The sequence below is a fragment of the Streptomyces sp. 130 genome, assembly GCF_007096885.1.
Taxonomy (GTDB): domain Bacteria; phylum Actinomycetota; class Actinomycetes; order Streptomycetales; family Streptomycetaceae; genus Streptomyces.
In genome coordinates this window covers 81,038-106,675 of the sequence record NZ_VJNO01000014.1, presented here as the reverse complement: position 1 = coordinate 106,675, position 25,638 = coordinate 81,038, and the positions used below count along the sequence as shown (strand labels likewise).

The following is a 25,638-nucleotide window of genomic DNA, read 5'->3' as shown; positions in this document are numbered from 1 at the left end:
CGGACGGGTCCGCGCCTGCCGGTCCGGCGGCCGGTCCGTCCGTGCGCCCGACTCTGGACGCGCAGCCGCCCGTGGCGGCGCCGGTCGGGCCTGGACTGGCGGGGGTGCAGCGTCGGGCGGACACGTCCGCCGTGCCTGGGGTAGGGCCGGGGTCGGCCGGGCCGTCGGGTGAACTGCCCTTCGGGGGCGGCCCTTCGGGCCCGGTTGCTGAGCCGTCCGGCCCCGCCCTGCCGGTGGTTCAGCGCATGACGGACGGGTCTGCGCCTGCAGGACCGGCGGCCGGTTCGGCGGTGAGCCCGGCGCCGGGCGGCCGGGCTGGCGGAGAGGCGGGTGCCCCGGTGGGGCCCGCTCTGCCGGTGGTTCAGCGCGTGACGGATGGGTCCGCGCCTGCCGGTCCGGCGGCCGGTCCGTCCGTGCGCCCGACCCTGGACGCGCAGCCGCCCGTGGCGGCGCCGGTCGGGCCTGGACTGGCGGGGGTGCAGCGTCGGGCGGACACGTCCGCCGTGCCTGGGGCGGGGCCGGGGTCGGCCGGGCCCGCGGGGGGACTGCCCCGCGCGGGCGGCCCTGCGGGCCCGGCGGCCGAGGCGTCCGGCCCCGCCCTGCCGGTGGTGCAGCGCGTGACGGACGGGTCGGCCCCCGCCGGAGAGGCGGGTGCCCCGGCGGGGCCCGCTCTGCCGGTGGTTCGGCGGGAATCGGACGCGTCCGCGTCCACCGGTTCGGGGGGCGGTCCGTCCGTGCGCCCGACGTTGGGCGGGCAGCCGCCCGTGGCGAATCCGGCCGCGCCCGAACTGCCGGCGGTACAGCGGCAAGCGGACGCGTCCGTTACGCCGGCGGGGCCTGCGCTGCCGGTGGTGCAGCGCCAGGTGGAGGCCCCCGCCGGACCGGCGGCCGGTCCGGCCGTGAGCCCGGCGCCGGGCGCCCGGGCCGCCGGGGAGGCGGGTGCCCAGGCGGGGCCCGCTCTGCCGGTGGTCCAGCGTCAGGCGGACGCGCCGGTCGCCCGGGAGCGGCCCGCGCCGGGTGCCCCGGCCGGGCCCGCTCTGCCGGTGGTGCGGCGGGAATCGGACGCGTCCGCGTCCATCGGTTCGGGGGGCGGTCCGTCCGTGCGCCCGACGTTGGGCGGGCAGCCGCCCGTGGCGAACCCGGCCGCGCCCGCCGGGCCGGCGGGTGGTCCCTCCGTACGCCCTGCCCCGGACGGGCAGCCGTCCGCAGCCCTTCCCGGCCTGCCGGTGGTCCAGCGCCAGGCGGACGCGTCCGGCACTCCGGGTGCGCCGGACGGGCCCGCGCTCCCCGTGGTGCAGCGCCAGGCGGACGGGTCCGCCCCCGCCCTGCCCGCCGTCCAGCGCCAGGCGGACGCGTCCGCCGGCGTGCACCCGCCCCGCCCCGCCCCGGGCGCACCCGCGGCCCCCCGAGGCGCCGCCCGGCCTACCCTGGGCAAGCCGCTCCGCGAACTCCCCGCAGAGGCCGCCCCCTTCGCGCCGGCCCACCGGGTCGCGGGCGGCCCCGCGCTGCCCGTGGTCCAGCGGCAGACGCCGGACGGCGTCACCCCCGCGCAGCCCACCACCGGTCCGGCGCACCCCGCGCCCGCCGGCCCCGGCTCCCACGCCCGCACCCGGGGCGGGCTCGGCGCGCCCCTGTCCGCCCTCCCGCCCACCGCCGGCACCGCGAGCGACGCCGCGCGCCGGGCGCGCCCCGGTCCCGCCGCACCCCCCGCGATGCCCCTGCGGACCGCGCCCGCCGGGCAACCGCCCGCCGGGCAGCCGGCCCCCGTCCGCGTCCGCCCCGTCCCCTCGCGTCGCGCGGCCCGGCCCGCTCCCGTGCAGCGGGCCCGTGCCCTGCTCACCGGGCGGACGCTCGCCGTGCGGACCGGGGCGGCCGAAGGGTTCACCGCCCGTCCGTCCGCCGTGACCACCCGGCCCGTCGTACCGGCCACCTGGCGGCGCGACGCCCCGAGTGCGCAAGCCGGGCCCGTCGTCCAGCGGGTGGCCGCCGACCCGGTCGCCCCGCCCCGCCCGCACGCGCCGCTCCCGGCCCGGTCCGCCGCGCCGCAGGAGCCGGTGGTGCCCCAGGCCGCCGCCGTCCGCCCGGACCCGCCAGGCACCGCCCGCCCGGGCGGACCGGTCGTGCCGGTGCAGCGCCTGGCGATGCCGGTCGTGGCGGAGGCGGGCGCCCCCGTCGCGGGGGCCGGGCCGGAGGCGGGCGCCCCCGGCGCCCCCCGGCCGTCCGCCCCCGGGACCGCCCAGTCACCGCCCGCGCAGGCGAACGGTCAGGCGCACGCGCAAGCCGTCCAGCGCGCCGTCGCCCAGGCCGGTCTCGCCGGCGTGCCGGTGACCGTCGTCCAGCGGCAGCCCGCCCAGCGCCCGGCGCCCGCACGGCCCGCCGCGCCCGCCGCGCCCGCCGAGGCCGACGTGGACGTCGAAGACCTGGCCCGACGCCTCATCGACCCCGTCGCCCGGCTCCTCCGGGCCGACCTGCGGCGGGGCCGCGAACGTTCCGGACGTCCGTACGACGGCCGCCGCTGACCAGCACAGCGCTGAGAAGGAAAGCAACGGATGACGGACAACATCTTCGCGACGAGCGTGTTCTTCAAGCTCACCATCGGCGGGAGCGACCTCGGCGCGTTCCACACCTGCTCCGGCCTGGGCGCCGAAGTGGAGATCGAGCAGTACGCGGAGGGCGGGAACAACGGGTACACCTGGCAGCTGCCGGGGCGGATCACCTGGACCAACATCACGCTGACCCGCCCGGTCACCGCCGACACGCTCAAGATCGCGCGCTGGCTGAACGAGACGACGCAGCGCGTCGAACGCAAGGACGGCGAGATCGTCGCCCTGCGTCCGAACCTCAGCCGGATCGTCAGCTGGCAGGTGCAGGGGATCGTCCCGGTCCGCTGGCAGGGGCCGTCCTTCGACCCGGCCAGCTCCCAGGCGGCCGTCGAGACGCTGGAGATCGCGCACGAGGGGCTGGTGCCGTCGTGACGGGCCGCCGAGACCGCGTCAAGGAAGGAGGGACCCCGTGCCAGCCGCAGCCCGCACGAGCCGTGCCCGCGCACAGCTGACCATCATGGAGCCGCCGTCGGACGTCGGCGCCAAGCCGGGCGGGACCCTCGCCCGGCTGACGCTCCAGTTCAACCCGGCGACGCTCTCGCTGCGCAAGTCCACCGAGTGGCGCCGCACCCCGTCCCGCACGGCGGGCGAGTCCGCGCTGCCCGAGTTCGTGGGCAGCGGGCCCCGCTCGCTGTCGCTCGACGTGTTCCTGGACGCCACCGCCACCCACGACAACTCCGTGGAGAGGGCGGTCGAGCAGCTGATGACCGCCTGCGTGCCGACGCCGAGCAGCCTGGGGCGGAAGAAGCCGTCGAGCCCCTGGGTGCGGTTCGACTGGGGGACCTCGCGGACGACGTCGTTCGACGGGGTGCTGTCCAGCCTCTCCGTCTCGTACACGCTGTTCGACGTGGACGGGAAGCCGCTGCGCGCCACCTGCTCGCTGTCCATCGAGGAGGCGAGCGTCGACCCGGCCGGGCAGAACCCGACGTCCGGCTCGCGGGAGGCGCGGCGCACGCACACGGTCGTCGCGGGGGACAGCCTGCCGCTGCTCGCCTGGCGGGAGTACGGCGACGCCACGGCCTGGCGCACGATCGCCGAGGCGAACGGCATCGACGACCCCATGCACCTGCCCCCGGGCAGCGAACTCCTGGTGCCCGCGCTGGAGGACGGCGCGGCCGAGGACGGCGTGGCGGAGGCGGCCCGATGACCGGCCCCGCCCGCTCCTTCGCCGCCGACCCCATCGTGGAGGCGCCCGCCGAGCTGCCCCAGGCGTGGGCCGCCCAGCTGGTCAGCTGCGCGGTGGACGAGAACATCGGGCTCCCCGACAGCGCCGTGCTGACGTACCGCGACCCGTACCACACGCTGCTCACCGCCACCGGGATCACGATCGGCACCGAGCTGAAGATCTCCGTGGTCACCGTCCAGGAACGGGCGCGCGAGCGGCTGTTCACGGGCGAGGTGACCGCGCTGGAGCTCGACAGCGACACCACCGGCTCGTTCACCGTGGTCCGCGCCTTCTCCAAGGCGCACCGGCTGCGGCGCGGGCGCAAGGTCGTCGCGTACCGGAACATGAAGGCCGCCGACATCGTCCGCAAGGTCGCCGCCGGGGCCGGGCTGCCGTGCGGGAAGGTCGAGGCGGCCCCGGTGACGTACAAGCAGCTGACCCAGCCGAACATCTCGGACTGGGACTTCCTCCAGTACCTCGCGGGGGAGTGCGGGGCGCACGTCCGGGTGGACGAGAAGGGCGTGCTCCAGTTCGTGAAGCCGAAGCCCGCCGCCTCGGCGCCGGCCCCCTCCACCTCCGCGTCCAAGCACCCCATGGTCCTGGAGTACGGCCGCAACCTGCTGGCGCTCCGGGCCGTGCTGACCGGGGCGGACGGGGCGGACAGCGTGGAGGTGCGCGGCTGGGACGTGGAGAACAAGGTCCGGCTGGTCGCCCGGGAGCAGTCGATCCGGTCCACCACCGTCACCCCGGGTGCCGACCCGGCCACGCCCGCCGCCCTGTTCGGGAAGAACGCCCGGATGACCGTCGCCGACACCCCGTACCGCACCCAGGCCGAGGCCCGCTCGGTCGCCGGAGCCGTGGCCGGGCGGGTCGCCTCCGGCTTCGGCGAGATCGAGGCGGTCGCCGAGGGCAATCCGAAGCTGCGCGCGGGCGAACCGGTCGCCCTCGGCAACGTCGGCCCCGCGTTCGCCGGGCGCTACACCGCGACCGCCGCCCACCACACCCTGGACCCGCAGGGCGGCTACCGTACGACCGTCCTGGTCAGCACCGACCCGGACCGCTCGCTGACCGGCCTCACCGGCGGCCAGGGGGCGCCCGTGCCCGGCCCGCGCATGCCGGGCCTCGCGATCGGCGTCGTCACCGACATCCGCGAGGGCCGGGGCAAGGAACGCGGCTCGGTGCGGCTGAAGTTCCCCTGGCTGGACGACACCTACGTCACGGACTGGGTCCGTACGGTGCAGTGGGGCGGGCAGGGCGGCGGCGGGGTCTTCAGCCCCGAGGTCAACGACGAGGTGCTGGTCGGCTTCGAACAGGGCCTGATCGACGCACCGTACGTCCTCGGCGGCCTCTACAACGGCGTCGACAAGCCGTCCCCGCACGACGTCCCGCTCGTGGACCCGACCAGCGGCAAGGTCAACCGCCGCTCCCTGGTGTCCCGTTCGGGCAACCGGATCGAACTGCTCGACACCCCGCGCGGCCCGTCCGGCGTCCGGCTGGCCACCGGGGACGAGCAGCTGGAGGTCGTGCTCGACGAGCGGCGCGGCGAGATCGCGCTCAAGGTGTACGCGCGCGGCACCTCCCGGGTCCTCAGCTCCCTGTCGCTCGGCCGCACCGGGATCACGCTCGACGCGGGCGCCGGAGACGTCCAGGTGAAGGGCAGGTCGGTGACCGTCACCGGCAAGACCGGAGTCACCGTCGACGGCGGCCTGCTCGCCGTCCTGAAGGCCGCACTCGTCCGCATCAACTGACGCGTCCCACCGAGGAGATCACCAGCCATGCCCCAGGCAGCCCGTACGGGCGACCCCACCGTCCACGGTGGCGTCATCGGCACCCCGCCCCCGGGCGCGGTCGCCGTCGCCACCGTGCTGATCGGCGGCAAGCCGGCCGCCGTCACCGGAAGCCTGCACGTGTGCGCCGTGCCCCCGCACGCCCTGCTCGGCCCGGGGAACGTCGTCATGCCGAACCCGGCGGCGGCCGTCGGCGGCGCGGTCCTGATCGGCGGGCTGCCCGCCGCCCGCATGGGCGACACGACGACCTGCGGCGCGAAGATCGTCGCCGGTGCGCCCAACGTCCTGATCGGGGGCGCGCTGTGAGCGAGCACGGCTTCATCGGGCGCGGCTGGGGCTTCCCGCTGCGCGTCGGCGCCACCGGCGGCATCGGCATGGTCGAGCGGGAGCAGGAGATCGAAGAGGCCATCGGCCTGATCCTCGGCACCGCACCCGGCGAACGCCCCATGCGCCCCGAATTCGGCTGCGGCATCCACGAATACGTCTTCGCACCCGGCGACGGCGCGACCGCCGGGCGGATCGCCCACGAGGTGCGTACGTCCCTGGAGCGCTGGGAGCCGCGCATCGAGGTCCGGGACGTGGTCGTCGCGTACGACACCGTCGAGGAAGGCACGCTCTACATCGACGTGCACTACACCGTCCGGTCCACCAACGACCTGCGCAACCTCGTCTTCCCCTTCTACACGATCCCCGAGGCGGGAGCCCGCTGATGTCCCTGACCCCGCCCAATCTGGACGACCGCCGCTTCCAGCAGCTCGTGGACGAGGCCAAGCGGTACGTCCAGCAGCGCTCGCCCGAGTGGACCGACCACAACGTGTCGGACCCCGGCGTCACGCTGATCGAGACCTTCGCCTACATGGTCGACCAGCTGCTGTACCGGCTGAACCGGGTGCCGGACCGCAACTACTTCGCCTTCCTGGACCTGCTCGGGGTGCGGCTGTTCCCGCCGACGGCCGCCCGCGCCGACGTCGACTTCTGGCTGTCCGCGCCCCAGCCGGACACCGTGCGCCTCCCGGCCGGCACGGAGGTGGCGACCGCGCGCGGCGAGACGGAGGAGGCGGTCGTCTTCTCGACCGTCGAGGACCTGGCGATCGTGCCGAGCTCCCTGGTCCGCCTGGTCACGGTCCCGGCGTCCGGCGAGCAGACCGACCGCACCGCGCCGCTCGCCGAGGGCCGGGACATCCCCTGCTTCCAGGCCCGGCCCCAGCCCGGCGACGCCCTCCTGTTCGGGCTGCCCACCGCCGTGCCCCGCTGCATCGTCGCCGTGCGGCTGGACAGCCGGGTCGAGGGCGTCGGCGTCGACCCCCGGCAGCCGCCGCTGGCCTGGGAGGCGTGGGACGGCGCCCGCTGGGTGCCGTGCGCGACCGGCGTCGACTCCACCGGCGGGCTCAACAAGCCGGGCGAGATCACGGTGTTCGTGCCCGCCGGGCACACCGAGTCCGTCACCGCCGGCATCCGCGCGGGCTGGCTGCGCTGCCGGGTCACCGAGGCCGCCCCCGGCCAGCCCTTCTACTCCGAGTCCCCGACGATCCGCGAGGCGGAGGTCTTCACGGTCGGCGGCACGGCCGCCGTCGAGCACGCGGAGACCGTGTACGACGTGGCGCTCGGGACGTCCGAGGGGGTCGCGGGCCAGACCTTCGCCGCGCCCCGGACGCCCGTCCTGCTCGACGGGGAACCGCCGCTCGTGGAGGTGTCCTCGGCCGACGGCTGGCAGACCTGGACCCCGGTCGAGCACTTCGCCGCCTCCGGCCCGGCCGACCGGCACGTGCTGATCGACGCCGTCGCGGGCCGGTTCGCCTTCCCGCCCGAGGTGCGCGAGGCGGACGGCACCATGCGGGCGTACGGGGCGGTGCCCGCCAAGGGCGCCCACATCCGCCTCACCCGCTACCGCACGGGCGGCGGCGCCGCCGGCAACGTGGCGCGCGGCGCGATCCGCGTCCTGCGCAGCTCCGTCCCGTACGTCGCCGGGGTCGACAACCGGGAGGCGGCGCGCGGCGGCGTGGACGGCGAGACCGTCGAGAACGCGAAGCTGCGCGCGCCGCAGATCCTCCGCGTCCAGGAGCGGGCCGTCACCGCCGAGGACCACGAGGCGATCGCCCGCGAGGCCGCGCCCTCGCTGCGCCGGGTCCGCTGCCTGCCCGCCGCCCCCGGCGAGGGCGGCGCGGTCCGGGTCCTGGTGGTGCCCGACGCGGTCCCCGACGAGGGCGGCCGGCTCCGCTTCGAGCAGCTGATCCCGCCGGACCCGGTCCTCGCGGCGGTGGCCGGGCGCCTGGACGAACGGCGGCTCGTCGGCACCCGCCTGGTGGTCGAGCCCCCCGCCTACCAGGGCGTCACCGTCGTCGCCGGGCTGGTCGCGGACGAGGGCGACACGGACCGGGTCCGGACCGCCGCGCTCGACGCGCTCTTCCGCCTCATCGACCCGCTGAGGGGCGGCGCGGACGGCACCGGCTGGCCGTTCGGCAGGCCCGTGCAGTACGGGGAGGTGTTCGCCGCCCTCCAGAACGTGCCCGGCGTCCGCCTGGTCGAGGAGGTCCGCCTGTTCCCCGCCGATCCCCTGACCGGGAGGCGCGGCGGGGCGGTGGACCGCATCGACGTGGCGGCCAACGCGCTCGTCTTCTCCCACCAGCACCAGGTCGCGGTGACGGCTGCGGGGGCGCGCGCATGACGAGGTCCGCCGCCATGAGTTCCGTAGGCACCGGCACCGGGGAGCGCTCATGACGCGGGCCGCCGTCCCCGGCCTCCCCAGCCGCTACCCGATCGGCGCGCTGCTGCCCGCCCTGTACGCGGACGACGACCTCGCCCAGCGCTTCACGGCGGGCCTGGACACGGTCCTCGCGCCGGTCCTGTCCACGCTCGACAACCTCCCGGCCTACTTCGACCCGGCCCTCACCCCGGACGACTTCCTGCCCTGGCTGTCCTCCTGGGTCGGCGCGGGCATCGACCCCTCCTGGCCGGAGGACCGCCGCCGCGCGGCCGTCGCCCGCGCCGTGGAGATCCACCGCCGCCGGGGCACCCGCCAGGGCCTGGCGGACCACCTGCGCCTCTGCTTCGGCGTGGAGGCGGACATCCAGGACGGCGGCGGCGTCACGTGGTCGTCCGAGCCGGACTCCGCGCTGCCGCCCGCCCCGACCGGCGAACTGCTGGTCCGCGTCCGATCGGACCACCCCTTGGACGAGTCCCGCGTCCTGGCGGTGGTCCGCGCCTCCTGCCCGGCGCACCTGACCTGCCGGGTCGAGATCACAGGGAGCCCCGAATGACCCGCCCGTGCCCGGCCTGCGGTGCCGCCAACGCGGAGGACGAGGACTTCTGCGGGAGCTGCGGTACGTATCTGGGGTGGTCGACGCGAGTACGGCCCGGGGTGCCGCACCCGGACCCGGCGCCGGACCCCGCACCCGAGCCGCGTACGACCGCGAGCCCGGACGCGCCTTCCGCGCCCGGGCCGGACCCTGCCCCGCGTACGACCGCGCCCGCCGCGCCCGGGCCGGACCCTGAGCCGGACCCGGCCCCCGAGCCGCGTACGACCGCGAGCCCGGACGCGCCTTCCGCGCCCGGGCCGGACCCTGCCCCGCGTACGGCTCCGAGCCCGACCGCGCCCGAGCCCGGGCCGGACCCGGACCCCGCCCCGGAGCCCCGCGCGTCGCGGCGCTCGGCGTGGCGGCGGTCCCCGGACCCGGCCCCCGCGTCGGCCCCGGAGCCGCGTACGGCCCCGAGCCCGGCCGCGCCCGCCGCGCCCGCACCGGACCCGGAGCCGACCCCCGGGCCGGACCCGGCCGCCCCGCGGCCCCCCGCCCCGCGGCCCCCCGCACCCGTCCCCGTACAGCCGGCGCATCCGCGGCCGCCGGAACCCCCGGCCGAGGAGCCGATCGGGGCGGTCCGGCCCGGTGTACCGATCGCGGCCCGGCCCACCGTCAGAACGGCCCCGGTGGACGACGAACCGGACGGCGAGCCCTGCCCGTCGTGCGGGACGAACAACCGGCCGGGCCGCACGTTCTGCCGGAACTGCGCCGAGCCCCTGAAGCCCCGTGCCCAGGCGGCTCCGCTGCCCTGGTGGCGGACCCGGTGGCCGTTCAACCGCCGGGTGCGGGCGGGCTCGGGGAGGCTGCTGCGCGGGACCCTCATCGCCCTGGTCGTCGCGGCCCTCCTGGTCGCGGGCTTCCTGCTGGTCCCGGCGGGGCGTTACGTCGTGGAGGACGTACGCGACAAGCTCGGCGGCACGGGCGAGGTCTCCCCGGCCCGTGTCACCGCGAACGCGTCCGCCCACGGCCACCCGGCGAAGGCGGCGGTGGACGGGGTGACGAACACGTACTGGGGGGCGCCGAAGACGGGCGACGCGCTGACCGCGGAGTTCGAGGACCCGTTCCGGCTGGTCGGCGTCACGGTCCACACGGGCGTTTCGAAGAAGGCGGAGGTCTTCCAGAAGGGCGCCAGGCCCACCCGGGCGGACCTCACCATCACGACGGAGGACGGAAAGGTCCACGAGAAGACGATGACCCTGGCCGACAAGCCGGGCGAGCAGACCCTGCGGATGGGCATCAGTGACGTCGTAACGATCCGCTTCACGATCCGCGAGGCGGCGGGCCAGGGCGACGGGCGCCCGATCGCGCTCGGTGAGATCGAGTACTTCAAGCGCACGTGAGGAAGGCGCTCACCGCAGCACGGCCGCCATCAGGTCCGTCCCCAGCCCCGACAGCGCGGGCACGCTGAGGGAGTAGCGGACGTAACGGCCGTGCCGCCGAGCGGTGAGCAGGCCCGCGCGGCGCAGGACGGCGAGGTGACGGGAGACCTCCGGGGGCGACAGCTCCCAGGCGTCGGCCAGTTCGCCGGTGGTGTGCGGGCCCCGGGCCAGGGTGCGCAGCAGCCGCAGTCGTACGGGATGCGCGAGCGCCTCCAGCCGCAGCGTGACCGTCTCCAGCGGCACCGGCTCGGCCGGACCCGCCCCGGGCACGGGGTACTGCACCACGGGCTGCCACCCGGGCGCGTGGACGACCACCAGGTGCGGGCGGCCGAAGACGCTGGGGAGGAAGGTCACCCCGGTGCCGTGGGCGGAGGTGGCGTTGTCCTGGAGTTTGTCCACGACGATGCGACCGCCGTCCGGCGCCAGGGCCACCGCGCCGGAGACCGAAGCCAGCGCCGCCCCCAGGCCCTGGCGCCGCAGCAGGTCGTTCTTCAGGCGGACGTCGTTGGCGAGCCGCACGGCGGCACCCGCCCAGGCGGCCTCGAAGAACGCCTCGGCGCACTGTTCGAGGGTGTCGCGCACCCGGGCCCGCACGGCGGCCGGGTCCGCGAGGAGCCGTTCCGCGAAGGCGTCCTGGAGCGGGCCGCGCGCCCTGGCCCGGTCCAGGGCCCGTTCGCGCGCCGCCGCGTCGGCGAGCGGGGACGGCGCGCCGAAGTGGACCCGGTTGCTGCCGCACGTGGTGACGAGCGCGGCCGTCACATAGGTCTCGTCGTCGATCCGGTCCACGTCGTCCAGCTCATCGGCGAGGGCCGACCGGGGACGGGCGGGCACCAGGAAGTCGGCCCGGGAGGAACGCCACAGGAACTCCGCCTCGGTGAGCCGCTCGGCCAGCTCCGGCCGGAGCCCGGCCCGCACCTCGGCCGCCCAGCCGGCGAGCTCCGGATGGTGCGCGGGCTCGGCCAGCACGTGCAGCATCGCGGTCAGCTCGGCCAGCGGGGACGCGGCGAACCGCAGCCGCCCCTCGGGCAGGCCGGCGATGTCGATGCTCAGCGTCATCTCCGCATCATCGCCGGTCGGACCGGGGACGGCCGCGTCGATTGACGGTGTCGGTCAACCGGCGGGGCCGCCTGGCGGGCCGTGCGCACCGTGGACGCCATGGCAACCACCACCACCAAGCTGCGGCCGGGCGCCCTCGTCCGGGCCTCCGGAGGCCCCCGCTATGCCGTCGCCCTCGCCGTGGACGCGCTCGGCACCGGCCTGCTGCGGCCCTTCCTGCTGCTCTACGGGGTGTCCGTGCTGGGGCTCTCCGCACCGGCCACCGGCACCGCGATGACGGTCGGGGCCGTCGCGGGCCTGGCCGGCATGCCCGCCGTCGGCCGCTGGCTGGACCGGGGCGCGCGCAGCACGGTCGTGGCCGCGTCGATGCTGGTCCGGGTGGTGGGCGTGGCGCTGCTGCTGGCCGCCCCGGCGGGGAACGTACCGCTGTTCACGGCGGCGGCGCTCTTCCTCGGCATCGGCAACCAGGCGTGGCCCGCCGCCCACGCGGCCCTCGTGGCCACGGTCGCCCACGGCCGGGAACGCGACGCCGCCCTCGCGGGCGGCCGGGCCCTGCGCAACGCGGGCCTGGGAGCCGGGGCGCTGCTCGCCACCGCGTGCATGGCGGGCGGGACGGCCGCGCTCCAGGCCCTGGCGGCGGTCACCGGCATCGCCTACCTCGCGTCGGCGGCCCTGGCCCGCTCGGTCCGCGTGCGCGCCCGGCCGCCCGCCGCCCCGGCCGGGGGCGGAGGCGAGGAGCCGGCGCCCCGGATGCGCGCGCTGCTCGCCGCCAACGTGATCTACGTGTTCTGCCTCAACGTCCCCGAGGTCGCGCTCCCGCTCGTCCTCGTCACGCAGTTGCACGCCTCCCCGGTCTGGTCGGGGGTCGTCTTCGTGGCCAACACCGTGCTGGTGGTCACCCTCCAGGTGCCGGTCACGGTCCTGATGTCCCGCTTCTCCCGCGGCTTCGTGCTGGCCGGTTCGGGCGTGCTGCTCGCCGCGTCCTACCTCGGCTTCCTCGCCGCCGCCCAGCTGGGGCCGGGCTGGGCCGCCCCGGCCGTCGCCGTGGTGTCCGTGGTCTGCACGCTGGGCGAGATCCTGTACGCGGGCAGCGCCACGGCCCTTGTCACGGTCCTCGCCCCGGCCCGTGTCCTGGGCCGCGCCCTCGCCCGCTTCCAGCTCTCGTCGGGCTTCGGCCTCGCCGTCTCCCCGGCGGTGATCACCGCCCTCGCGTCCCACGGCCCGGCCGCCCTCTGGGGCAGCCTCTCCGCCGCGACCCTCTTCTCCGCCGGGGCGGTCGCCACGCGAGGCGACCGGGAACCGGTCACGGGGCGGCCGGCGTCTCCGGCGCCACGACACTCCGGAGAACCGAGCCCAGTGCCAGGTGACGGGCCTACAGGTGGATGACCACACGTCCGGGGCAGCGCCGGCCGGCCGCTGGACGAGGCCCGCGTCCTCGCGGTCGTCCGCGCCTCCTGCCCGGCGCACCTGACGTACCGCGAAGATCATGCGGTTGGTGTTCCGTACTCCGCCTTCCAGCCGATGTCGGCGCGGCCGTGCTGGCGGTAGTGGTGGGGCTTGGCTCGGTCGTGGCGCTGGTAGCCGAATCCGTGCTGGAGGTAGTAGCGCGGCGGCTCATCCAGTCCCTCAACGACGATGGCACGCTCGGTGACATTGATCGGGCCGGTCGCGCCGAGTTCGCGTGCCGCCTGAGTGACGGCCTTCGTGTCCGGCTGGACCCAGGCTTCCGTAGTGACCGTTGTAGCCGGCCTCCCCGTGCGCGTACGCGACACCGCAGGAGGTCTTACGGAACAGTGCTCCCCACGAAGCGTCCTCCTCGGAGGCGTCGGGAATCCGCTGTTCGGCGGCCTCGGGCATGATCTTGCGCCGGGCGGTGCCCTCGTACGGCATCTCGAGACCGTGGGCCTCGTAGTACGCGGCGATCTCCCCGCGGAAAGAACAGGCCGGTAAAGACGGTGGCGTGTGCGTGCCGGGACAGCTCCTTGGCGCGGGCGATGTCGGCGCCGGAGTCGTTCAGGCCGGGCACGATGGGACGCCAGTACAGGACGGTGCGGTACCGGTCGGCGTTCTCGTAGAGAGTGGGCAGGCTCGCGGCGGCGATGCTGCTGTCCACCGGCTCGATCCGCTCGTCCTGGATGCGCGAGTGGGTCACCAGCACGGTCAACCGCAGGTTGGTGAAGCCGTTGAGGACGGCGCAGTCGTCGGGGTCGACGCGCCACCGGGTGATGATCAGGACGTGGTCGGTCAGCCCCTGGTCGTAGAGCTGGCGCAGCACGTTGGACACGTGGGGTTTGACGGCGGGCAGCATCGGGTCCGTGGCCCGGTTCAGGAGCTGGATCGGGGTCAGGCGTCGGCGGGCGTGCTCTGTGTCGGCAGTTCCGGAGTGAAGAGGTCGCGGCGGCCGGCGCCGCACCAGGTGCCGAAGTCGCGTCGAGCCGCGTCGGCGTCGTCGCTGGTGTGGACGAGATTGCGCACCAGCCGCATTTCGGCGAGGGCAGCGGAAAGGCTGTCGTCGCCCAGGTCGCCGCGGATCGTGCAGAACGGCTACGCCGCTCTCGCGGCGTCGCGGGACGAGGAGGACCGGGCCCACGAGGCAGCCTTCCGGGCTCGCGGCGCCCGGCGGCGGAGCCGGGGCGGGGCTGCCGGGGCGGCTCGCTTCAACGAGCTCCCGCAGGCTCCGGGGCCAGGGCGATGAGCCCCGCTTCCGTACGCCGGAAGCCGCACGCGTCGAAGTAGAAGGAACGGAGGCGCTCTTCGAAGTCGACGTGGAGCCATGCGCAGCCCGCCGCGCGGGCACCGCGCACCGCGGTCGCCACGAGTCCGGTGCCGATGCCGGCGTTACGCACGTCCCGGGCGACCATCGTGTCGAGGACGAACGCATGGGAGCCACCGTCTCAGGCGACGTTGACGAACCCCACCAGCCGGTCGGCCTCCCGGGCGCAGACCCAGCCCAGGCTGTGCCGGTGTGTCCGCGTCCGCCAGTCGGTGCCCTCCACGGACGGGCCGAACGCCTCCGCGTGGAGCGCGTTGACGGCGGCGTTGTCGAAGTCACCGCGCCACTCGTACGTGATCGCCATGGGGCGCATCCTAGGGCGACTGGCCGCGCGCGGTCGTCGCCGTACGCCCTCCCGGGCCACTCAACTGTGCCCCGCCGGACCTGGAACCGCCCCCGCGCTCCGGGATATGCAGGGAGGGACACGCTCTCCGCAGGAAGAGGTCCCCATGCGCAGCCAGAACGGTGCCGAGAAGGCAGACGCGGCGCGCGGGCCCGGCTGGGCCCGCAAGGCGGCGGCCGCTGGCGCGGCGCCCGCCACCGAGTGGCTCGCGCTCCAGGGCAGCGTCGGGAACGCGGCGGTCGTCCAGATGCTGCGGGCCGCCGGCCACGCGCACTGCGGCCACGAGGACGCGGAGCGGCCGGTGCAGCGCTCGACGGTCAACGACGTGCTGCGCGCCGCCGGGCGGCCGCTGGACGGCGCGGTCCGGTCCGAGATGGAGTCGCGGCTCGGCGCGGACTTCTCGGACGTCCGCATCCACACCGACGCCGCGGCCAAGGCATCGGCCGCCGAGGTCGGGGCCCGCGCCTACACGTCCGGCCACCACGTGGTCATCGGTGACGGCGGGGCCGACAAGCACACGCTCGCCCATGAGCTGACCCACGTCATCCAGCAGCGCCGGGGCCCGGTCGCCGGTACGGACAACGGCGCCGGGCTCCGCGTATCGGACCCCTCCGACCGGTTCGAGCGCGAGGCCGAGGCGAACGCGACACGGGTCATGAGGGGGCCGGCCCCCGCACGCGGCGAAGGCACCGAACACCGGGCGGACACGCAGACGGCCGCCCGGACCGGTGAGACCGTGCAGCGCTACACCGACGTCGAGGTGGACGGGCAGAAACTCCGCGTGTCCGAGAACGGCCTCTTCCTGACGTACCCCGAGACCCCCTACGTCTGGGTCCGGGACGACGCGCCGGCGAACAGCATCGCGCCCGCTCTGAGGCGGGCGGACAACGAGGCGACGCAGTGGAACGGGGGGACGTACTTCAAGCACTGGCTGGGCAGTGACGTCCAGCAGGACTGCCTCCACGCCGCCGAGGAGATCATCAACAACCGTGTCGGCGAACTCGCCTGGGGCGAAGCCGAGTACAGCACGATCGAGACCACCAACCGCCGCAGCGGTCCCACCGAGGTGTTCGGCCAGGCGGACCCGACCAATCGCCGCCAGGCTCGTCAGTACGCCGGCGCGAAGAACGAGATGGCCGATCCGCAGGCAGGAGAGGCGTTCGTCATCGTGGTCACCAAACCCGACCCGACGAAGGAGATGAGCCAGTTCCACGCCGGGGCGGTGGTGGCCCGCGACGGAAACGACTGCGTCGTCCTGGAAGCCTGGTCGGACGGGAACAGCCCGCCCAACCTGGCCGCGGCCGACTCCGAGATCTACACGGTGGGCGACCTCCAGCGGTCGTTCCACGCGTCCTACGGCGGACCGGGTGCCTATTTCGGAAAGGTCGGAACGACGACGGTCGTCATCAGGCCGCACCCCGATGTGGTCAGGGCGCCCTGACCGCGGGCGAGGTTTCCCTCACAACCCCGGCGCCCCCCACACCGGGAACCAGCGCGACAGGTCCCGCTCCACCCGCAGGTCGTCGCCCAGCGCGGCCCGGACCTCCAGCTCCAGCCGGTTGTCGCGTTTCTCGGCGCCGCCCGGGACCGGGGCGAACGGGTAGAACGTGCCGCGCTTGTACAGGTACACCAGCGCCAGCGGGCGCCCCTCCCCGTCCCGGAAGGCGACCAGCGAGCAGAGCAGCTGCGGGCCGAAGCCGCCGTCCTGGAGCAGGGTGTTGACCGCGTGCAGGTCGTTGACCAGGGCGGCGGTGTCCTCGGGCGGTTGACGGGCGAGCAGCCAGGTGTAGCCGTAGGTGTCCCGGCTGAACTCCACCGGGACGCCGCCGCGCCCGGTGCCCGCGTCGAGCAGTTCGCGTACGTCCTGCCGGACCCGGGCGAAGGCGGAGCCCTCCGCGCCCGCGAAGCACACCGAGCCCGCGCCCGTCGGCGTGAGGCCCGTCGCGGCCCGGAGGGTGAGCGCGGCGGACGGGACGGCGAAGAGCTGGTCGAGGTCGGGGCGGACCGGCTTGCTGCGGCCCAGGATCGTGTCGAGCAGGCCCACGGGGACTCCTTGCGGACGGACGGGCGCTCACGGCCGGGACAGGTCGGCCGAGATGCGGGCCAGCTGGTCGAGGCGCTGTTCCAGCGTCGGGTGCGTGGAGAGCAGCCGGCCGATGCTCTCCTTCGAGGCGAAGGCCGGGACGAAGTAGAAGGCGTTGTACGGCTCCGCCTTCCGCAGGTCCTCCGTCGGAATCCGGGCCATCTGGCCGCTCACCTTGGTGAGGGCGGAGGCGAGGGCCGAGGGGCGGCCGGTGAGGAGGGCGGCCGTGCGGTCGGCGGTGAGTTCCCGGTAGCGGGAGAGCAGCCGGGTGAGCAGGAAGCTCAGCGCGTAGACGACCGCGCTGACCAGCGGGATCAGCAGGACCAGGACGCCGATCGGGTCGTTGCCGCGGTTGTTGCGGGCGAAGCCGCCCCACAGCGCGACCCGGGTGATGATGCCGGCCAGGACGCCGAGGAACGAGGCGATCGTCATCACGGCCACGTCCCGGTGCGCCACGTGCGACATCTCGTGCGCGAGGACGCCCTCCAGCTCCTCCGGTTCCAGTCTGCGCAGCAGCCCCGTCGTCGCGCAGACGAGCGAGGACTTCCGGCTGCGGCCGGTCGCGAAGGCGTTCGGCACATCGCTGTCCGCGATCGCCACCCTCGGTTTCGGCATGTCGGCAAGGGCGCATATCCGGTCGATCGCCCCGTGCAGCTCCGGCGCCTCGGCGGGGGACACCTCCCGGGCGCCCATGCTGAACGCGGCGATCCGGTCGCTGAACCAGAACTGGGCGACGAACATGCCGCCGGTGATCACCAAAATGACCGGCCAGGCCCCGCGCAGCACCGCCAGAAGCACGCCGACCAGCACCACGTACAGCAGCCCGATCAGGAACATGGTGGTGACCATGCGCGTGGTCAGGCCGCGGTCGGCGGCATAGCGGCTACGGGTCCCGGCCATGGACGACCTCCACTCCTCGCCTGTCTCCATGGTGCTCCTCGGCGGCCGAAAACGGACGCCGGTGCTCCGTTCCGCGGGTATGGCCGAACATCATCTAGGCGAGATAGATGCCTGAGGCATCTAGTGGGGGTGATCGGCAGGACGACCACACCCCCCTCGCTGCGAGGTCCGTCATGACCAACACCCAGTCCGAGTCCCAGCCCGTGCCCATCGACTTCCCGCAGGACCGCACCTGTCCCTACCACCCGCCCGCCGGCTATCCGAGCGAGAGCCGCGGGCAGCGCTCGGTGTCCCGGGTCCGCCTCTTCGACGGCCGTACGGCCTGGCTGGTGACCGGCCACGCCGAGGCGCGGGCGCTGCTGTCCGACCCCCGGCTGTCGTCCGACCGCTCGCATCCGGACTTCCCGATCTTCGCGCCGAGGCTCGCCGCGGTCCGGCAGCGGCGCGTCGAACTGCTCGGCGTGGACGACCCGGAGCACAACGCCCAGCGCCGCATGCTGATCCCGAGCTTCACGGTCCGGCGCACGGCGGCGCTGCGACCGCGCATCCAGGAGACCGTGGACCGGCTGCTCGACGCGATGGTGGCGCAGGGGCCGCCGGCCGAGCTGGTCGGGGCGTTCGCGCTGCCGGTGCCGTCGATGGTCATCTGCGCGCTGCTCGGAGTGCCGTACGCGGACCACGCGTTCTTCGAGGACCGCTCGCGCAAGCTGCTGCGGGGGCCCGAGCCGCAGGACGTGGTCGCGGCCCGGGAGGACCTGGACGCGTACTTCCGCGACCTGATCGAGCGGAAGCGGCGCGAACCGGGCGACGGTCTGCTGGACGAGCTGATCGCCGGGCGGCTGGAGACCGGGGCGGTGGAGCTGGACGCGCTGGTGCGCCTCGCGGAGATCCTGCTCGTGGCCGGCCACGAGACGACCGCGAACATGATCTCGCTCGGCACGTTCACGCTGCTGCGCCACCCGGACCAGCTGGCCCGGCTGACCGGCGGCGGGGCGGACGCGGTGCCGGCCGCCGTGGAGGAACTGCTGAGGTACCTCTCCATCGCGGACGGGCTGTCCCGGGTGGCGGTGGAGGACATCGAGATCGGCGGGGAGACGCTGCGGGCGGGGGAGGGCGTGCTCCTGTCCACCGCGGTGGTCAACCGGGACGCGGCGGCCTTCGAGGCGCCGGACGAACTGGACCTCGGGCGCGGGGCGCGCAACCACGTGGCCTTCGGCTTCGGCATCCACCAGTGCCTCGGACAGAACCTGGCCCGCGCCGAGCTGGAGATCGCCCTGCCCGCCCTCTTCCGCCGCCTGCCGGGCCTCCGGCTGGCGGCGCCCCCGGAGGAGGTCCCGTTCAAACCGGGTGACACGGTGCAGGGCCTGCTGGAACTGCCGGTGACGTGGTGACGGAGGAGAACCGGATGCGGATCGACATCGACAAGGACGTGTGCATCGGCGCCGGCCAGTGCGCCCTGGCGGCCCCGAAGGTCTTCACCCAGGACGAGGACGGCCTCAGCGAACTCCTCCCGGAGCCGGAACCGGGCCCGATGGTCGCGGACGCCGTACGGGCGTGCCCGGTGGGGGCGATCAGGGCGGGCGGAGACCCCGGCCCGTCCGGCGACTGAGGACGAAGCCGTTGCCCCGGTGCGCGGCGCGCGGTGCGCGGTGCGCGGTGCGCGGTGCGCGGTGCGCGGTGCGCGGTGCGTCGGGGTTCGGGCCCGCCCGGTCACCGGTTCCGTTCTCGAACGCCGGCCGGGCCGGGTGACGGGCCGGACCCGTCCGGATACGCCGACGGCGGACCACAGGTGTGGTCCGCCGTCGGTGAGACAGGACCCGGGGCGCCGGGATCACCGCGCGCCGCCCCGGCGGGGTTCGTTACTTCGCCGGCTTCTTGCCGGTGATGCCGAGGTGCACCAGCTGCGCCAGATTCGGCTTGATCTCGGCCTGCTTGACGCCCCAGGCCGTGAAGCCCTTCTGGTGCGAGGCGACGCCGGCCAGCATGACGACCAGGGCGCCCGCCATCGCGGCGGGGCTGATGTCCTGGTCGACCTTGCCCTTCGCCTGGAGCTCCTTCACGGACTCCGTCAGGGAGCCGGTCACGGAGTTCAGGACCTTCATGCGGATCTTGTTGAACCGCTTGTCGCCCTCCGCCGCGCCGAGCTCGATCACGCGCAGGATCGCGTCGTTGCGCCGCCAGAAGTCGAGGAAGCCCTCCACGAGTTGTTCGGAGGTCTGCCGGCCCGCCTTGCCGATCCAGGAGCGCCCGGCGACCAGTTCGGTCAGCCCGGCCCCCTCCTTGGCGACGTCCTCGGCGAGTTCGAGGACGGCGCCCTCGACATCGGGGAAGTACTGGTAGAAAGTCGCTGGTGAGGTCCCCGCCCTCCGGGCGACGTCGATGACTTTGACGTCCCGGTACGGCGAGGAGCTGAGCATCTCGCTGAGGCAGTCGAGCAGCTTCTGCCGCGTCGCCTGACCGCGTCGACCGGCCACGCGGCCGTCAACGGTGCGTACTTGTCCTGTCATGCCGTCAGCTTACCGACGGGTGATCGGAGCGCGATTCGACCGAAGCAAATGGGGAACGGGGCCTGCGGCAGCCCCTCGTCGCCCACAGTCCGAACAGTGTTATTAACAGCCTGTGGATAACGTCGGTGGATAACTTTCGAACCTGCGTTCGCGGCTGGGGGTGTGCCGGGAACGCCCCGGGGCGCGCCGCACGCACCGTAAAGCTACGGTGACTGTGACGGGCGTCACCCCATGACGAAGGGATTCGGGCCCATGGCCGCGTTCACGCAGTCCGCACCGTGCTGGGTGGACGTGCAGCTCCCCGACCTGGAGGCGGGCAAACGCTTCTACGGCGAGCTGTTCGGCTGGACCTTCCGCCCGGCCGAGGGCCCCCGCGCCGACGCCCTCAGCGACGGGAAGCTCGTCGCCGCGCTGGCCGCGAAGAAGGACGGGCGGATGCCGACCGCCTGGGGCGTCTACTTCGCCACCGACGACATCGAGGCGTCGGTCGCCCGCGTCCGCGCGGCCGGCGGCCAGGTGATCACCGAACCCGTCCCGGCCGGCCGGGACGGCGTGCTCGCCCAGGCCGCCGACCCGGGCGGCGCGGTCTTCGGCCTCTGGCAGGCCGGCGAGCGCGCGGGCTTCCAGAAGCGCAACGAGCCCGGCTCCTTCTGCTGGACCGAGGTCCACACCCGGTCCAAGGAGCGCGTCGACCCCTTCTACGAGGAGGTCTTCGGCTTCCGCTGCGCGGACGTGGACGACTCGCCCCTGGACGTCCCCGACACCGACGAGCACCGCGTGGACTTCCGTACGTGGTCCCCGCCCGGCACCGAACCCGGCCCCGAGACGGCGGTCGGCGGCCGGAGCGTCATCACGGCCGCCTTCCCGGCCGAGCTGCCCAGCCACTTCCTGAGCTACTTCAACGTCGTGGACTGCGACGACACGGCCCGTACCGTCCAGCGGCTCGGCGGCCGGGTCACCGAACCCCCGCTCGACATCCCGTACGGACGGGTGGCGGTCCTCCAGGACGACCAGGGTGCCGAGTTCGCCGTACTTCAGGAGCCTGTGTCCGGATAAGGGCGGAGTGGCACGGGACACCCCGATCCGCCCCCGGGTTCGCCACCGGAGCCCCGGCCAGGAACAATCGGGGTGCGCACCGCCGGGCCGCGTCCAGTGATGAGACGCTGCACACGGCGGGATTTTCGCGGGCCTCTGTCCCCTGAGGTCCGTACGGGGAGGTGGCAAGTAGTGGAGCAGCTGACGCAGCACGACCCGAGGCGGATCGGCCCCTTCGAGGTGCTGGGACGGCTCGGGGCCGGCGGCATGGGGCTGGTCTATCTGGCCCGGTCGGCGTCGGGCCGCCGGGTGGCGATCAAGACCGTCCGTACGGAACTGGCCGAGGACCAGCTGTTCCGGGTGCGCTTCACGCGTGAGGTGGAGGCCGCGCGCGCCGTCAGCGGTTTCTACACGGCCGCCGTCGTGGACGCCGACCCGCGCGCCGCCGTGCCCTGGCTCGCCACCGCGTACGTGCCCGCCCCCTCGCTCGAAGAGATCGTGAACGAGTGCGGGCCCATGCCCACCCAGGCGGTGCGCTGGCTGGCGGCCGGCATCGCGGAAGCCCTGCAGTCCATCCACGGCGCGCAGCTCGTCCACCGCGACATGAAGCCGTCGAACGTGCTCGTCGTGGAGGACGGCCCCCGGGTCATCGACTTCGGCATCGCCTCCGGCGTCTCCAACACCCGGCTCACCATGACCAACGTGGCCGTCGGCACGCCGGCCTACATGTCGCCGGAGCAGGCCCGGGACTCGCGGAGCGTGACGGGGGCCAGCGACGTCTTCTCGCTCGGCTCGACGCTCGTCTTCGCCGCGACCGGTCACGCCCCGTACCGGGGGGCCAACCCGGTCGAGACGGTGTTCATGCTGCTGCGCGAGAGCCCCGACCTCTCGGGCCTGCCGGACGATCTGCGACCGCTGATCGAGTCGTGCATGCAGACGGACCCGGCCCTCCGGCCCACCCCGGCCGACCTGCAGGCCCAGCTCGCCCCGCACCTCTTCGCCTCCGGCGGCGGTGACGACGACGGCGGCACGGCTTCCGCGTGGCTGCCGGCCGCCGCGACCGCGCTGATCGAGCGGCGCCGCGGAGGCGGCCGTACGACCCCGCCGGCCGCCCCGCCCGCACCGCCGCCCGGGCCCACCGCACCGTCGCGGCCCGCCGTGACCGCGCCGCACCCGCCGCCCGGCACGGACTGGGACGGCCCCTGGCACAGCGGCGTCCCCGCCCGCCCGGCATCCCCGCCCGCGCCGGTGCCGGACGCCGGGGGGCCGGTCCGGCTGACCGGTGTCCAGGTGCCGATCGGGCCCGGGCCCCGCGTGCGGGACGTCCGCGCCTCGGCCGCCGGCGCCGACGCGGGCCCGGCGACCGGCTGGGTCCGCCCGCCCGCCGGGGTCGACGGAACGCCCCCGCCCGCCCCCGTCCCCCGCCCGGCGCAGGCCCCCGACACCGGCCAGTCCGGGCCCGCCCGGTGGCGGCCCTGGCGGTTCCGCATGTCCAACGACGTGTGGGGCACGCCGGTCGTCGTCGGCGACCTGCTGTACGTCACGTCCTTCGAGGTCCACGCGCTGGACACGGGTAACGGGCGGCGCCAGTTCAAGACCCGGGACGTCGCCTGGGCGATGGCCGTCGAGGGCGGGCGCATCCACGCCTCGGACGGCCCCTCCCTCTACGCCCTCGACGCCACCAGCGGCGCCGAGCGGTGGCGGACGGCCACCGACGCCTGGGTGTACGCGCTCAAGGCCGACCGGGGCACGGTCGTCACGGCCACCCGGGGCGGCGGCGTCCAGGCGTGGGAGGCGGCGACCGGCGAGAAGCTGTGGGACCTGAGCGGCGCGCAGACGGACTTCGAGACGCCGGAGGGCGGGCCGGTCATCCACGACGGCACGGTCTACGTCTGGCAGGACGCCCGCCTGAAGGCCCTCGACGCCCGCACCGGCGCCGAGCGCTGGTCGTATCCCATCGGCGACGCGGCCTCCTGCGGCGGCGTCCCGGTCCGGGTGACGCCCGCGCCGGACGGCTACGTGTACATCGCCGCCGGGACCCGGGTCCTCGCGGTGGACATCGCGGCCGGGCACGTCCGCTGGCACTTCGAGTGCCCCGCGGTCTTCCTGTCCCCGCCCGCCTTCGCCCCCGGCCCGGCCGTCACCGGCGGCGGGGTCTACCTCGCGGACTACCTCGGTACGGTGTACGCCCTGGACGCCGCGACCGGCAAGGACCGCTGGCGCATCGCCACGGAGGCCCGCCAGTCGGCGGAGCCGGTGCTCGTCGTCGCGGGCAACGTCCACGTGGGCAGCGGCAGCGCGCTCTACACCCTCGACGCGGTCACCGGCACCCCGAAGTGGCGGTTCGCGGCGGGCGGCGAGGTGGTGGGCGCCCCGGCCGTCGCGGACGGCCGCGTCCACTTCGGCTCCGCGGACCACGTCCTCTACACCCTCGACGCGGCGGGCGGCCAGCTGCGCTGGAAGCTCGCCACGGGCGGCGAGATCACGGGCTCGCCGGTGGTCCGGGGCGGCGTGGTGTACGCGTGCAGCAAGGACCGCTGCGTCTACGCGCTGGACGCGCTGAAGGGCACGGGGACGGGCGCCCGCGCGCGGGCGTGAGGCTCAGCCCGGACGGGCCGGTGGTTCCTCAGGACCCACGTGGGGGTCGTCCCCCTCCGGCTCCGGCCACGGGCTCGTCTGGACCGAGGGCCCGGGCTCCCACGTCGGGGGCCACGTCTCGGGGGCGGCGGAATCCGGCGCGTCGGGCTCCGGGGCGCGAGGACGGTGCCGCCCGAGGCGGCCGTCGCGCCGCTCACGGAAGGGGCTCGGCGCGGCGACCGCCGCTCCGGTGAGAGCGAGGACCGCACCGAGGACGTTGCGGGTCATCTCCGTACCTCCAGAGAGCTCTCGCTCTGACGCTACGCCGCCCGTGTGACGGCCGCCACCAGACGGAGACGAGACCGTGACAGGTCCATGACCGGCCCGCCGGTGTTCCGCGCCACGCTGTGCGTTACGGTTCCGTGGCGCCCGGCCACCCGGGTCGGCGGCGACACAACAGCACACAAGCGGGGGCGGATTCGATGAGACGGCAGCACGTCAAGCTGACGGTGGTCCTGGTCGCGGTGGTACTCGCGCTCACCGGCTTCTCGAGCGGCAGTCACGGCGGGAAGAGCAAGAGCGGAAAGAGCCGGTCCAGCAGCCACGGCAGCAGCAGCGGCGGCGGGTGCTCCAACTCCAAGAAGAGCAACGGCACTTATCACGACACGGACTCGGACAACGACTACGACGACGACTACGGCTCGTCGAGCGGCTCCTCGGGCTCCACGTCGACCGACCCGACCCCCGCCGCCACCGCGTCGGACGCGCCGCAGGTGTACGTCTTCCGCTGCGCCCAGCCCGCGAAGGGCAAGCGCAAGGCCGTCACCGCGTCCACCGTCCGCCTGACCCCGGTCGCCTCCGGCACGCACACCTACGAGGTCGACGTGACCTTCCTGGACGCGAGGGGCGGCGTGGTCGACACGGGCGAGGCCACCGTGGAGGCCGACTACGGCGACACGAAGACCGTGTCCGTCCGGATGGACAGCCCGCGCCTCGTGTCCCGCGTCAAGAAGTGCGAGGTCACGGCCGAGCTGGAGTACTGAGCATCACCCTTGGGGGTGAAGCGGTCACCCCATGTGATGAATCCGGCTATTCGGCCGAAAGGGTGGCGGGTATGGTGCGAAGTATGGCAACCAAGAAGTACACCGTCACCCTGCCGGAAGAGCTCGCGGAGGAGATCCGCGGCGAGGTCGGCCCCGGGGCCTTCAGCGCGTACGTCACACGGGCCATAGAGCGCCAGCGCGAGCACGACCGGCTGGGGGAGCTGGTGGCGCGGCTGCTGGAGGAGGGCGGCCCGCTGACCGAGGAAGAAGAGGCCGCTGCCGACCGGGAGATGCGCGAGATCGAGCGGTGGTTCGAGGCGCGGGAATCCGGTCACCGACGCCAGGCGGACGCCGCGTGATGCCGGAGATGACGTACGTCCTGGACAGTGAGGCGCTGTCCAGGATGGTCCTGCGTGACCGGACGATGGCGGTCACGCTGGCCAAGGCGCATCAGTCCGGGGTGCGCGTCGTGACGAGCGCCATGACCCTGGTCGAGGCGTACCACAGCAAGGTCCGGCGGTCCGCATGGGACTGGGCGATGTCCCGGGTGGTCGTCGAGCCGGTGTCCAGGGCGATGGCGGACGACGCGATCCGCCTGCTGGCGGTGGCCGGCCTGCACGGCCACAAGTACGCGATCGACGCCGCCCTCGCGGCGATCGCGAACCGCCAGTCGGGCCGGACGGTGGTCTTCACGTCCGACCGGGACGACATGGAGAAGCTGTGCGGGGCGCAGGTGCTGGTGCGGGGGCTGTAGGCGCGGTCCCCGATGCCCGGGCCGGGCACGGAAACGCGGCGGCCGCGGCGGCTTCCCCTCCGCGCCGCCGCGGCCGTTCCCCCCGTCAGGTGCGGCTTAGTTGGCCGGCTCGCTCGTCGCGTGGGTGTTGTCCGTCTTGTCCTCGGTCTCACCCTCGGGCGCCGACGTGGCGTGGGTGTTGAGCGGCTTGATCGTGCCGTCCGTGCCCAGAAGGTCCGCCGGGGCGCTGGTGGCGTGGGTGTTGAGCGGCTTGATGATCGGCTCGGTGCTCTCGTCGGCCATGATCGTCTACTCCCGTTGGTGTGCTTCGTGCTGTTTCGGCGAGGCCCGTCCGGCT

Annotated in this window: 26 protein-coding genes and 1 pseudogene; 18 read left to right on the top strand and 9 right to left on the bottom strand. The window is 74.8% G+C overall.

Features of this window, described 5'->3' with window-relative positions; all coding sequences use genetic code 11:
- The first annotated feature begins 851 nt into the window (after positions 1-851).
- The 9 genes from FKN01_RS14920 to FKN01_RS33175 all read left to right on the top strand — a co-directional run bounded on the left by FKN01_RS14920 (position 852) and on the right by FKN01_RS33175 (position 10,191).
- The gene (locus FKN01_RS14920) at positions 852-2,519 is read left to right on the top strand and encodes a hypothetical protein (RefSeq protein WP_143620506.1); all 1,668 of its coding nucleotides are present in this window, start codon (positions 852-854) and stop codon (positions 2,517-2,519) included.
- Between the two features lie 30 nt (positions 2,520-2,549).
- A complete protein-coding gene (locus tag FKN01_RS14915; RefSeq protein WP_143620504.1) occupies positions 2,550-2,975 on the top strand; it encodes a phage tail protein in 426 nt (141 codons plus the stop codon).
- 85 nt (positions 2,976-3,060) lie between these two features.
- Positions 3,061-3,750 (top strand): LysM peptidoglycan-binding domain-containing protein, encoded by a 690-nt coding sequence (locus tag FKN01_RS14910; RefSeq protein WP_143620624.1) that lies wholly within the window; start codon positions 3,061-3,063, stop codon positions 3,748-3,750.
- Positions 3,747-5,516, top strand: a complete 1,770-nt coding sequence (locus FKN01_RS14905; protein ID WP_143620502.1) for a VgrG-related protein — start codon at positions 3,747-3,749, stop codon at positions 5,514-5,516. Before FKN01_RS14910 ends, FKN01_RS14905 begins: the two co-directional genes overlap by 4 nt.
- A gap of 27 nt (positions 5,517-5,543) precedes the next feature.
- Positions 5,544-5,861, top strand: coding sequence for a PAAR domain-containing protein (locus FKN01_RS14900; RefSeq protein ID WP_143620500.1), 318 nt, complete (start codon positions 5,544-5,546; stop codon positions 5,859-5,861).
- Entirely contained in the window at positions 5,858-6,265 is a 408-nt protein-coding gene (locus tag FKN01_RS14895; protein ID WP_018101386.1) for a GPW/gp25 family protein, read from the top strand. The genes FKN01_RS14900 and FKN01_RS14895 overlap by 4 nt, the downstream gene beginning before the upstream one ends.
- The gene (locus FKN01_RS14890) at positions 6,265-8,220 is read left to right on the top strand and encodes a putative baseplate assembly protein (RefSeq protein ID WP_143620498.1); all 1,956 of its coding nucleotides are present in this window, start codon (positions 6,265-6,267) and stop codon (positions 8,218-8,220) included. The genes FKN01_RS14895 and FKN01_RS14890 overlap by 1 nt, the downstream gene beginning before the upstream one ends.
- 49 nt (positions 8,221-8,269) lie before the next feature.
- The gene (locus tag FKN01_RS14885; RefSeq protein WP_143620496.1) at positions 8,270-8,812 is read left to right on the top strand and encodes a phage tail protein; all 543 of its coding nucleotides are present in this window, start codon (positions 8,270-8,272) and stop codon (positions 8,810-8,812) included.
- A gap of 665 nt (positions 8,813-9,477) precedes the next feature.
- Complete coding sequence (locus tag FKN01_RS33175) at positions 9,478-10,191, top strand: zinc ribbon domain-containing protein (RefSeq protein ID WP_260696887.1); 714 nt, start codon at positions 9,478-9,480, stop codon at positions 10,189-10,191.
- 9 nt (positions 10,192-10,200) lie between these two features.
- Here the strand turns inward: FKN01_RS33175 and FKN01_RS14875 are convergent, their stop codons facing one another.
- Entirely contained in the window at positions 10,201-11,286 is a 1,086-nt protein-coding gene (locus tag FKN01_RS14875) for a DUF5937 family protein (RefSeq protein ID WP_143620492.1), read from the bottom strand.
- Positions 11,287-11,385: 99 nt separating this feature from the next.
- Here FKN01_RS14875 and FKN01_RS14870 point away from each other — a divergent pair, with 99 nt between their 5' ends.
- Positions 11,386-12,672, top strand: a complete 1,287-nt coding sequence (locus tag FKN01_RS14870; RefSeq protein ID WP_143620490.1) for an MFS transporter — start codon at positions 11,386-11,388, stop codon at positions 12,670-12,672.
- Between the two features lie 98 nt (positions 12,673-12,770).
- On the opposite strand, the gene FKN01_RS33170 is transcribed toward FKN01_RS14870, so the two are convergent.
- The 4 genes and pseudogenes from FKN01_RS33170 to FKN01_RS14850 all read right to left on the bottom strand — a co-directional run bounded on the left by FKN01_RS33170 (position 12,771) and on the right by FKN01_RS14850 (position 14,363).
- Positions 12,771-13,058 (bottom strand): hypothetical protein, encoded by a 288-nt coding sequence (locus tag FKN01_RS33170; protein ID WP_260696886.1) that lies wholly within the window; start codon positions 13,056-13,058, stop codon positions 12,771-12,773.
- A gap of 11 nt (positions 13,059-13,069) precedes the next feature.
- Entirely contained in the window at positions 13,070-13,594 is a 525-nt protein-coding gene (locus FKN01_RS33165) for a hypothetical protein (RefSeq protein ID WP_260696885.1), read from the bottom strand.
- Positions 13,595-13,629: 35 nt separating this feature from the next.
- On the bottom strand, positions 13,630-13,770 hold the full coding sequence (locus tag FKN01_RS14855) for a hypothetical protein (RefSeq protein ID WP_185992850.1): 141 nt from the start codon (positions 13,768-13,770) through the stop codon (positions 13,630-13,632).
- 173 nt (positions 13,771-13,943) lie between these two features.
- Positions 13,944-14,363 (bottom strand): annotated as a pseudogene (locus FKN01_RS14850) (GNAT family N-acetyltransferase).
- A 145-nt stretch (positions 14,364-14,508) separates the two neighbouring features.
- Between FKN01_RS14850 and FKN01_RS14845 the strand changes: the two are divergent.
- Positions 14,509-15,843, top strand: a complete 1,335-nt coding sequence (locus FKN01_RS14845) for a DUF4157 domain-containing protein (protein WP_185992846.1) — start codon at positions 14,509-14,511, stop codon at positions 15,841-15,843.
- 18 nt (positions 15,844-15,861) lie between these two features.
- On the opposite strand, the gene FKN01_RS14840 is transcribed toward FKN01_RS14845, so the two are convergent.
- Positions 15,862-16,446 carry a PspA-associated protein PspAB gene (locus FKN01_RS14840; RefSeq protein ID WP_143620488.1) on the bottom strand — a complete coding sequence of 195 codons (585 nt, stop codon included), beginning with the start codon at positions 16,444-16,446 and terminating at the stop codon, positions 15,862-15,864.
- A gap of 27 nt (positions 16,447-16,473) precedes the next feature.
- Positions 16,474-17,385: a zinc metalloprotease HtpX gene (htpX, locus tag FKN01_RS14835; RefSeq protein ID WP_143620620.1), complete on the bottom strand. Its 912-nt coding sequence runs from the start codon at positions 17,383-17,385 to the stop codon at positions 16,474-16,476.
- A gap of 173 nt (positions 17,386-17,558) precedes the next feature.
- Here htpX and FKN01_RS14830 point away from each other — a divergent pair, with 173 nt between their 5' ends.
- Both FKN01_RS14830 and FKN01_RS14825 read left to right on the top strand, forming a co-directional pair.
- Complete coding sequence (locus tag FKN01_RS14830) at positions 17,559-18,776, top strand: cytochrome P450 (RefSeq protein ID WP_143620486.1); 1,218 nt, start codon at positions 17,559-17,561, stop codon at positions 18,774-18,776.
- A 14-nt stretch (positions 18,777-18,790) separates the two neighbouring features.
- Positions 18,791-18,994, top strand: coding sequence for a ferredoxin (locus FKN01_RS14825; protein WP_143620484.1), 204 nt, complete (start codon positions 18,791-18,793; stop codon positions 18,992-18,994).
- 250 nt (positions 18,995-19,244) lie between these two features.
- On the opposite strand, the gene FKN01_RS14820 is transcribed toward FKN01_RS14825, so the two are convergent.
- Positions 19,245-19,892, bottom strand: a complete 648-nt coding sequence (locus tag FKN01_RS14820) for a TetR family transcriptional regulator (protein WP_143620482.1) — start codon at positions 19,890-19,892, stop codon at positions 19,245-19,247.
- 252 nt (positions 19,893-20,144) lie between these two features.
- On the opposite strand from FKN01_RS14820, the gene FKN01_RS14815 reads away from it, so the two are divergent.
- The 5 genes from FKN01_RS14815 to FKN01_RS14790 all read left to right on the top strand — a co-directional run bounded on the left by FKN01_RS14815 (position 20,145) and on the right by FKN01_RS14790 (position 25,301).
- The gene (locus FKN01_RS14815) at positions 20,145-20,948 is read left to right on the top strand and encodes a VOC family protein (protein ID WP_143620480.1); all 804 of its coding nucleotides are present in this window, start codon (positions 20,145-20,147) and stop codon (positions 20,946-20,948) included.
- A gap of 171 nt (positions 20,949-21,119) precedes the next feature.
- Positions 21,120-23,525: a serine/threonine-protein kinase gene (locus FKN01_RS14810; RefSeq protein ID WP_143620479.1), complete on the top strand. Its 2,406-nt coding sequence runs from the start codon at positions 21,120-21,122 to the stop codon at positions 23,523-23,525.
- Between the two features lie 461 nt (positions 23,526-23,986).
- Entirely contained in the window at positions 23,987-24,547 is a 561-nt protein-coding gene (locus FKN01_RS14800; protein ID WP_143620475.1) for a hypothetical protein, read from the top strand.
- A gap of 83 nt (positions 24,548-24,630) precedes the next feature.
- On the top strand, positions 24,631-24,906 hold the full coding sequence (locus tag FKN01_RS14795) for a hypothetical protein (RefSeq protein ID WP_143620474.1): 276 nt from the start codon (positions 24,631-24,633) through the stop codon (positions 24,904-24,906).
- Entirely contained in the window at positions 24,906-25,301 is a 396-nt protein-coding gene (locus tag FKN01_RS14790) for a PIN domain-containing protein (protein WP_143620472.1), read from the top strand. The genes FKN01_RS14795 and FKN01_RS14790 overlap by 1 nt, the downstream gene beginning before the upstream one ends.
- Before the next feature lie 96 nt (positions 25,302-25,397).
- On the opposite strand, the gene FKN01_RS14785 is transcribed toward FKN01_RS14790, so the two are convergent.
- The gene (locus tag FKN01_RS14785; protein ID WP_143620470.1) at positions 25,398-25,583 is read right to left on the bottom strand and encodes a hypothetical protein; all 186 of its coding nucleotides are present in this window, start codon (positions 25,581-25,583) and stop codon (positions 25,398-25,400) included.
- Positions 25,584-25,638 lie beyond the last annotated feature (55 nt).

What these genes read in the sequence shown, in the direction of transcription:
- FKN01_RS14915 (WP_143620504.1), top strand. Translation starts at nt 2,550, where the DNA reads ATGACGGACAACATCTTCGCGACGAGCGTGTTCTTCAAGCTCACCATC.
- FKN01_RS14910 (WP_143620624.1), top strand. Translation starts at nt 3,061, where the DNA reads ATGGAGCCGCCGTCGGACGTCGGCGCCAAGCCGGGCGGGACCCTCGCC.
- FKN01_RS14905 (WP_143620502.1), top strand. Translation starts at nt 3,747, where the DNA reads ATGACCGGCCCCGCCCGCTCCTTCGCCGCCGACCCCATCGTGGAGGCG.
- FKN01_RS14900 (WP_143620500.1), top strand. Translation starts at nt 5,544, where the DNA reads ATGCCCCAGGCAGCCCGTACGGGCGACCCCACCGTCCACGGTGGCGTC.
- FKN01_RS14890 (WP_143620498.1), top strand. Translation starts at nt 6,265, where the DNA reads ATGTCCCTGACCCCGCCCAATCTGGACGACCGCCGCTTCCAGCAGCTC.
- FKN01_RS14885 (WP_143620496.1), top strand. Translation starts at nt 8,270, where the DNA reads ATGACGCGGGCCGCCGTCCCCGGCCTCCCCAGCCGCTACCCGATCGGC.
- FKN01_RS14875 (WP_143620492.1), bottom strand. Translation starts at nt 11,286, where the DNA reads ATGACGCTGAGCATCGACATCGCCGGCCTGCCCGAGGGGCGGCTGCGG.
- FKN01_RS14870 (WP_143620490.1), top strand. Translation starts at nt 11,386, where the DNA reads ATGGCAACCACCACCACCAAGCTGCGGCCGGGCGCCCTCGTCCGGGCC.
- FKN01_RS33165 (WP_260696885.1), bottom strand. Translation starts at nt 13,594, where the DNA reads ATGCTGCCCGCCGTCAAACCCCACGTGTCCAACGTGCTGCGCCAGCTC.
- FKN01_RS14855 (WP_185992850.1), bottom strand. Translation starts at nt 13,770, where the DNA reads ATGCGGCTGGTGCGCAATCTCGTCCACACCAGCGACGACGCCGACGCG.
- FKN01_RS14845 (WP_185992846.1), top strand. Translation starts at nt 14,509, where the DNA reads ATGCGCAGCCAGAACGGTGCCGAGAAGGCAGACGCGGCGCGCGGGCCC.
- htpX (WP_143620620.1), bottom strand. Translation starts at nt 17,385, where the DNA reads ATGGCCGGGACCCGTAGCCGCTATGCCGCCGACCGCGGCCTGACCACG.
- FKN01_RS14830 (WP_143620486.1), top strand. Translation starts at nt 17,559, where the DNA reads ATGACCAACACCCAGTCCGAGTCCCAGCCCGTGCCCATCGACTTCCCG.
- FKN01_RS14825 (WP_143620484.1), top strand. Translation starts at nt 18,791, where the DNA reads ATGCGGATCGACATCGACAAGGACGTGTGCATCGGCGCCGGCCAGTGC.
- FKN01_RS14820 (WP_143620482.1), bottom strand. Translation starts at nt 19,892, where the DNA reads ATGACAGGACAAGTACGCACCGTTGACGGCCGCGTGGCCGGTCGACGC.
- FKN01_RS14815 (WP_143620480.1), top strand. Translation starts at nt 20,145, where the DNA reads ATGGCCGCGTTCACGCAGTCCGCACCGTGCTGGGTGGACGTGCAGCTC.
- FKN01_RS14800 (WP_143620475.1), top strand. Translation starts at nt 23,987, where the DNA reads ATGAGACGGCAGCACGTCAAGCTGACGGTGGTCCTGGTCGCGGTGGTA.
- FKN01_RS14795 (WP_143620474.1), top strand. Translation starts at nt 24,631, where the DNA reads ATGGCAACCAAGAAGTACACCGTCACCCTGCCGGAAGAGCTCGCGGAG.
- FKN01_RS14790 (WP_143620472.1), top strand. Translation starts at nt 24,906, where the DNA reads ATGCCGGAGATGACGTACGTCCTGGACAGTGAGGCGCTGTCCAGGATG.
- FKN01_RS14785 (WP_143620470.1), bottom strand. Translation starts at nt 25,583, where the DNA reads ATGGCCGACGAGAGCACCGAGCCGATCATCAAGCCGCTCAACACCCAC.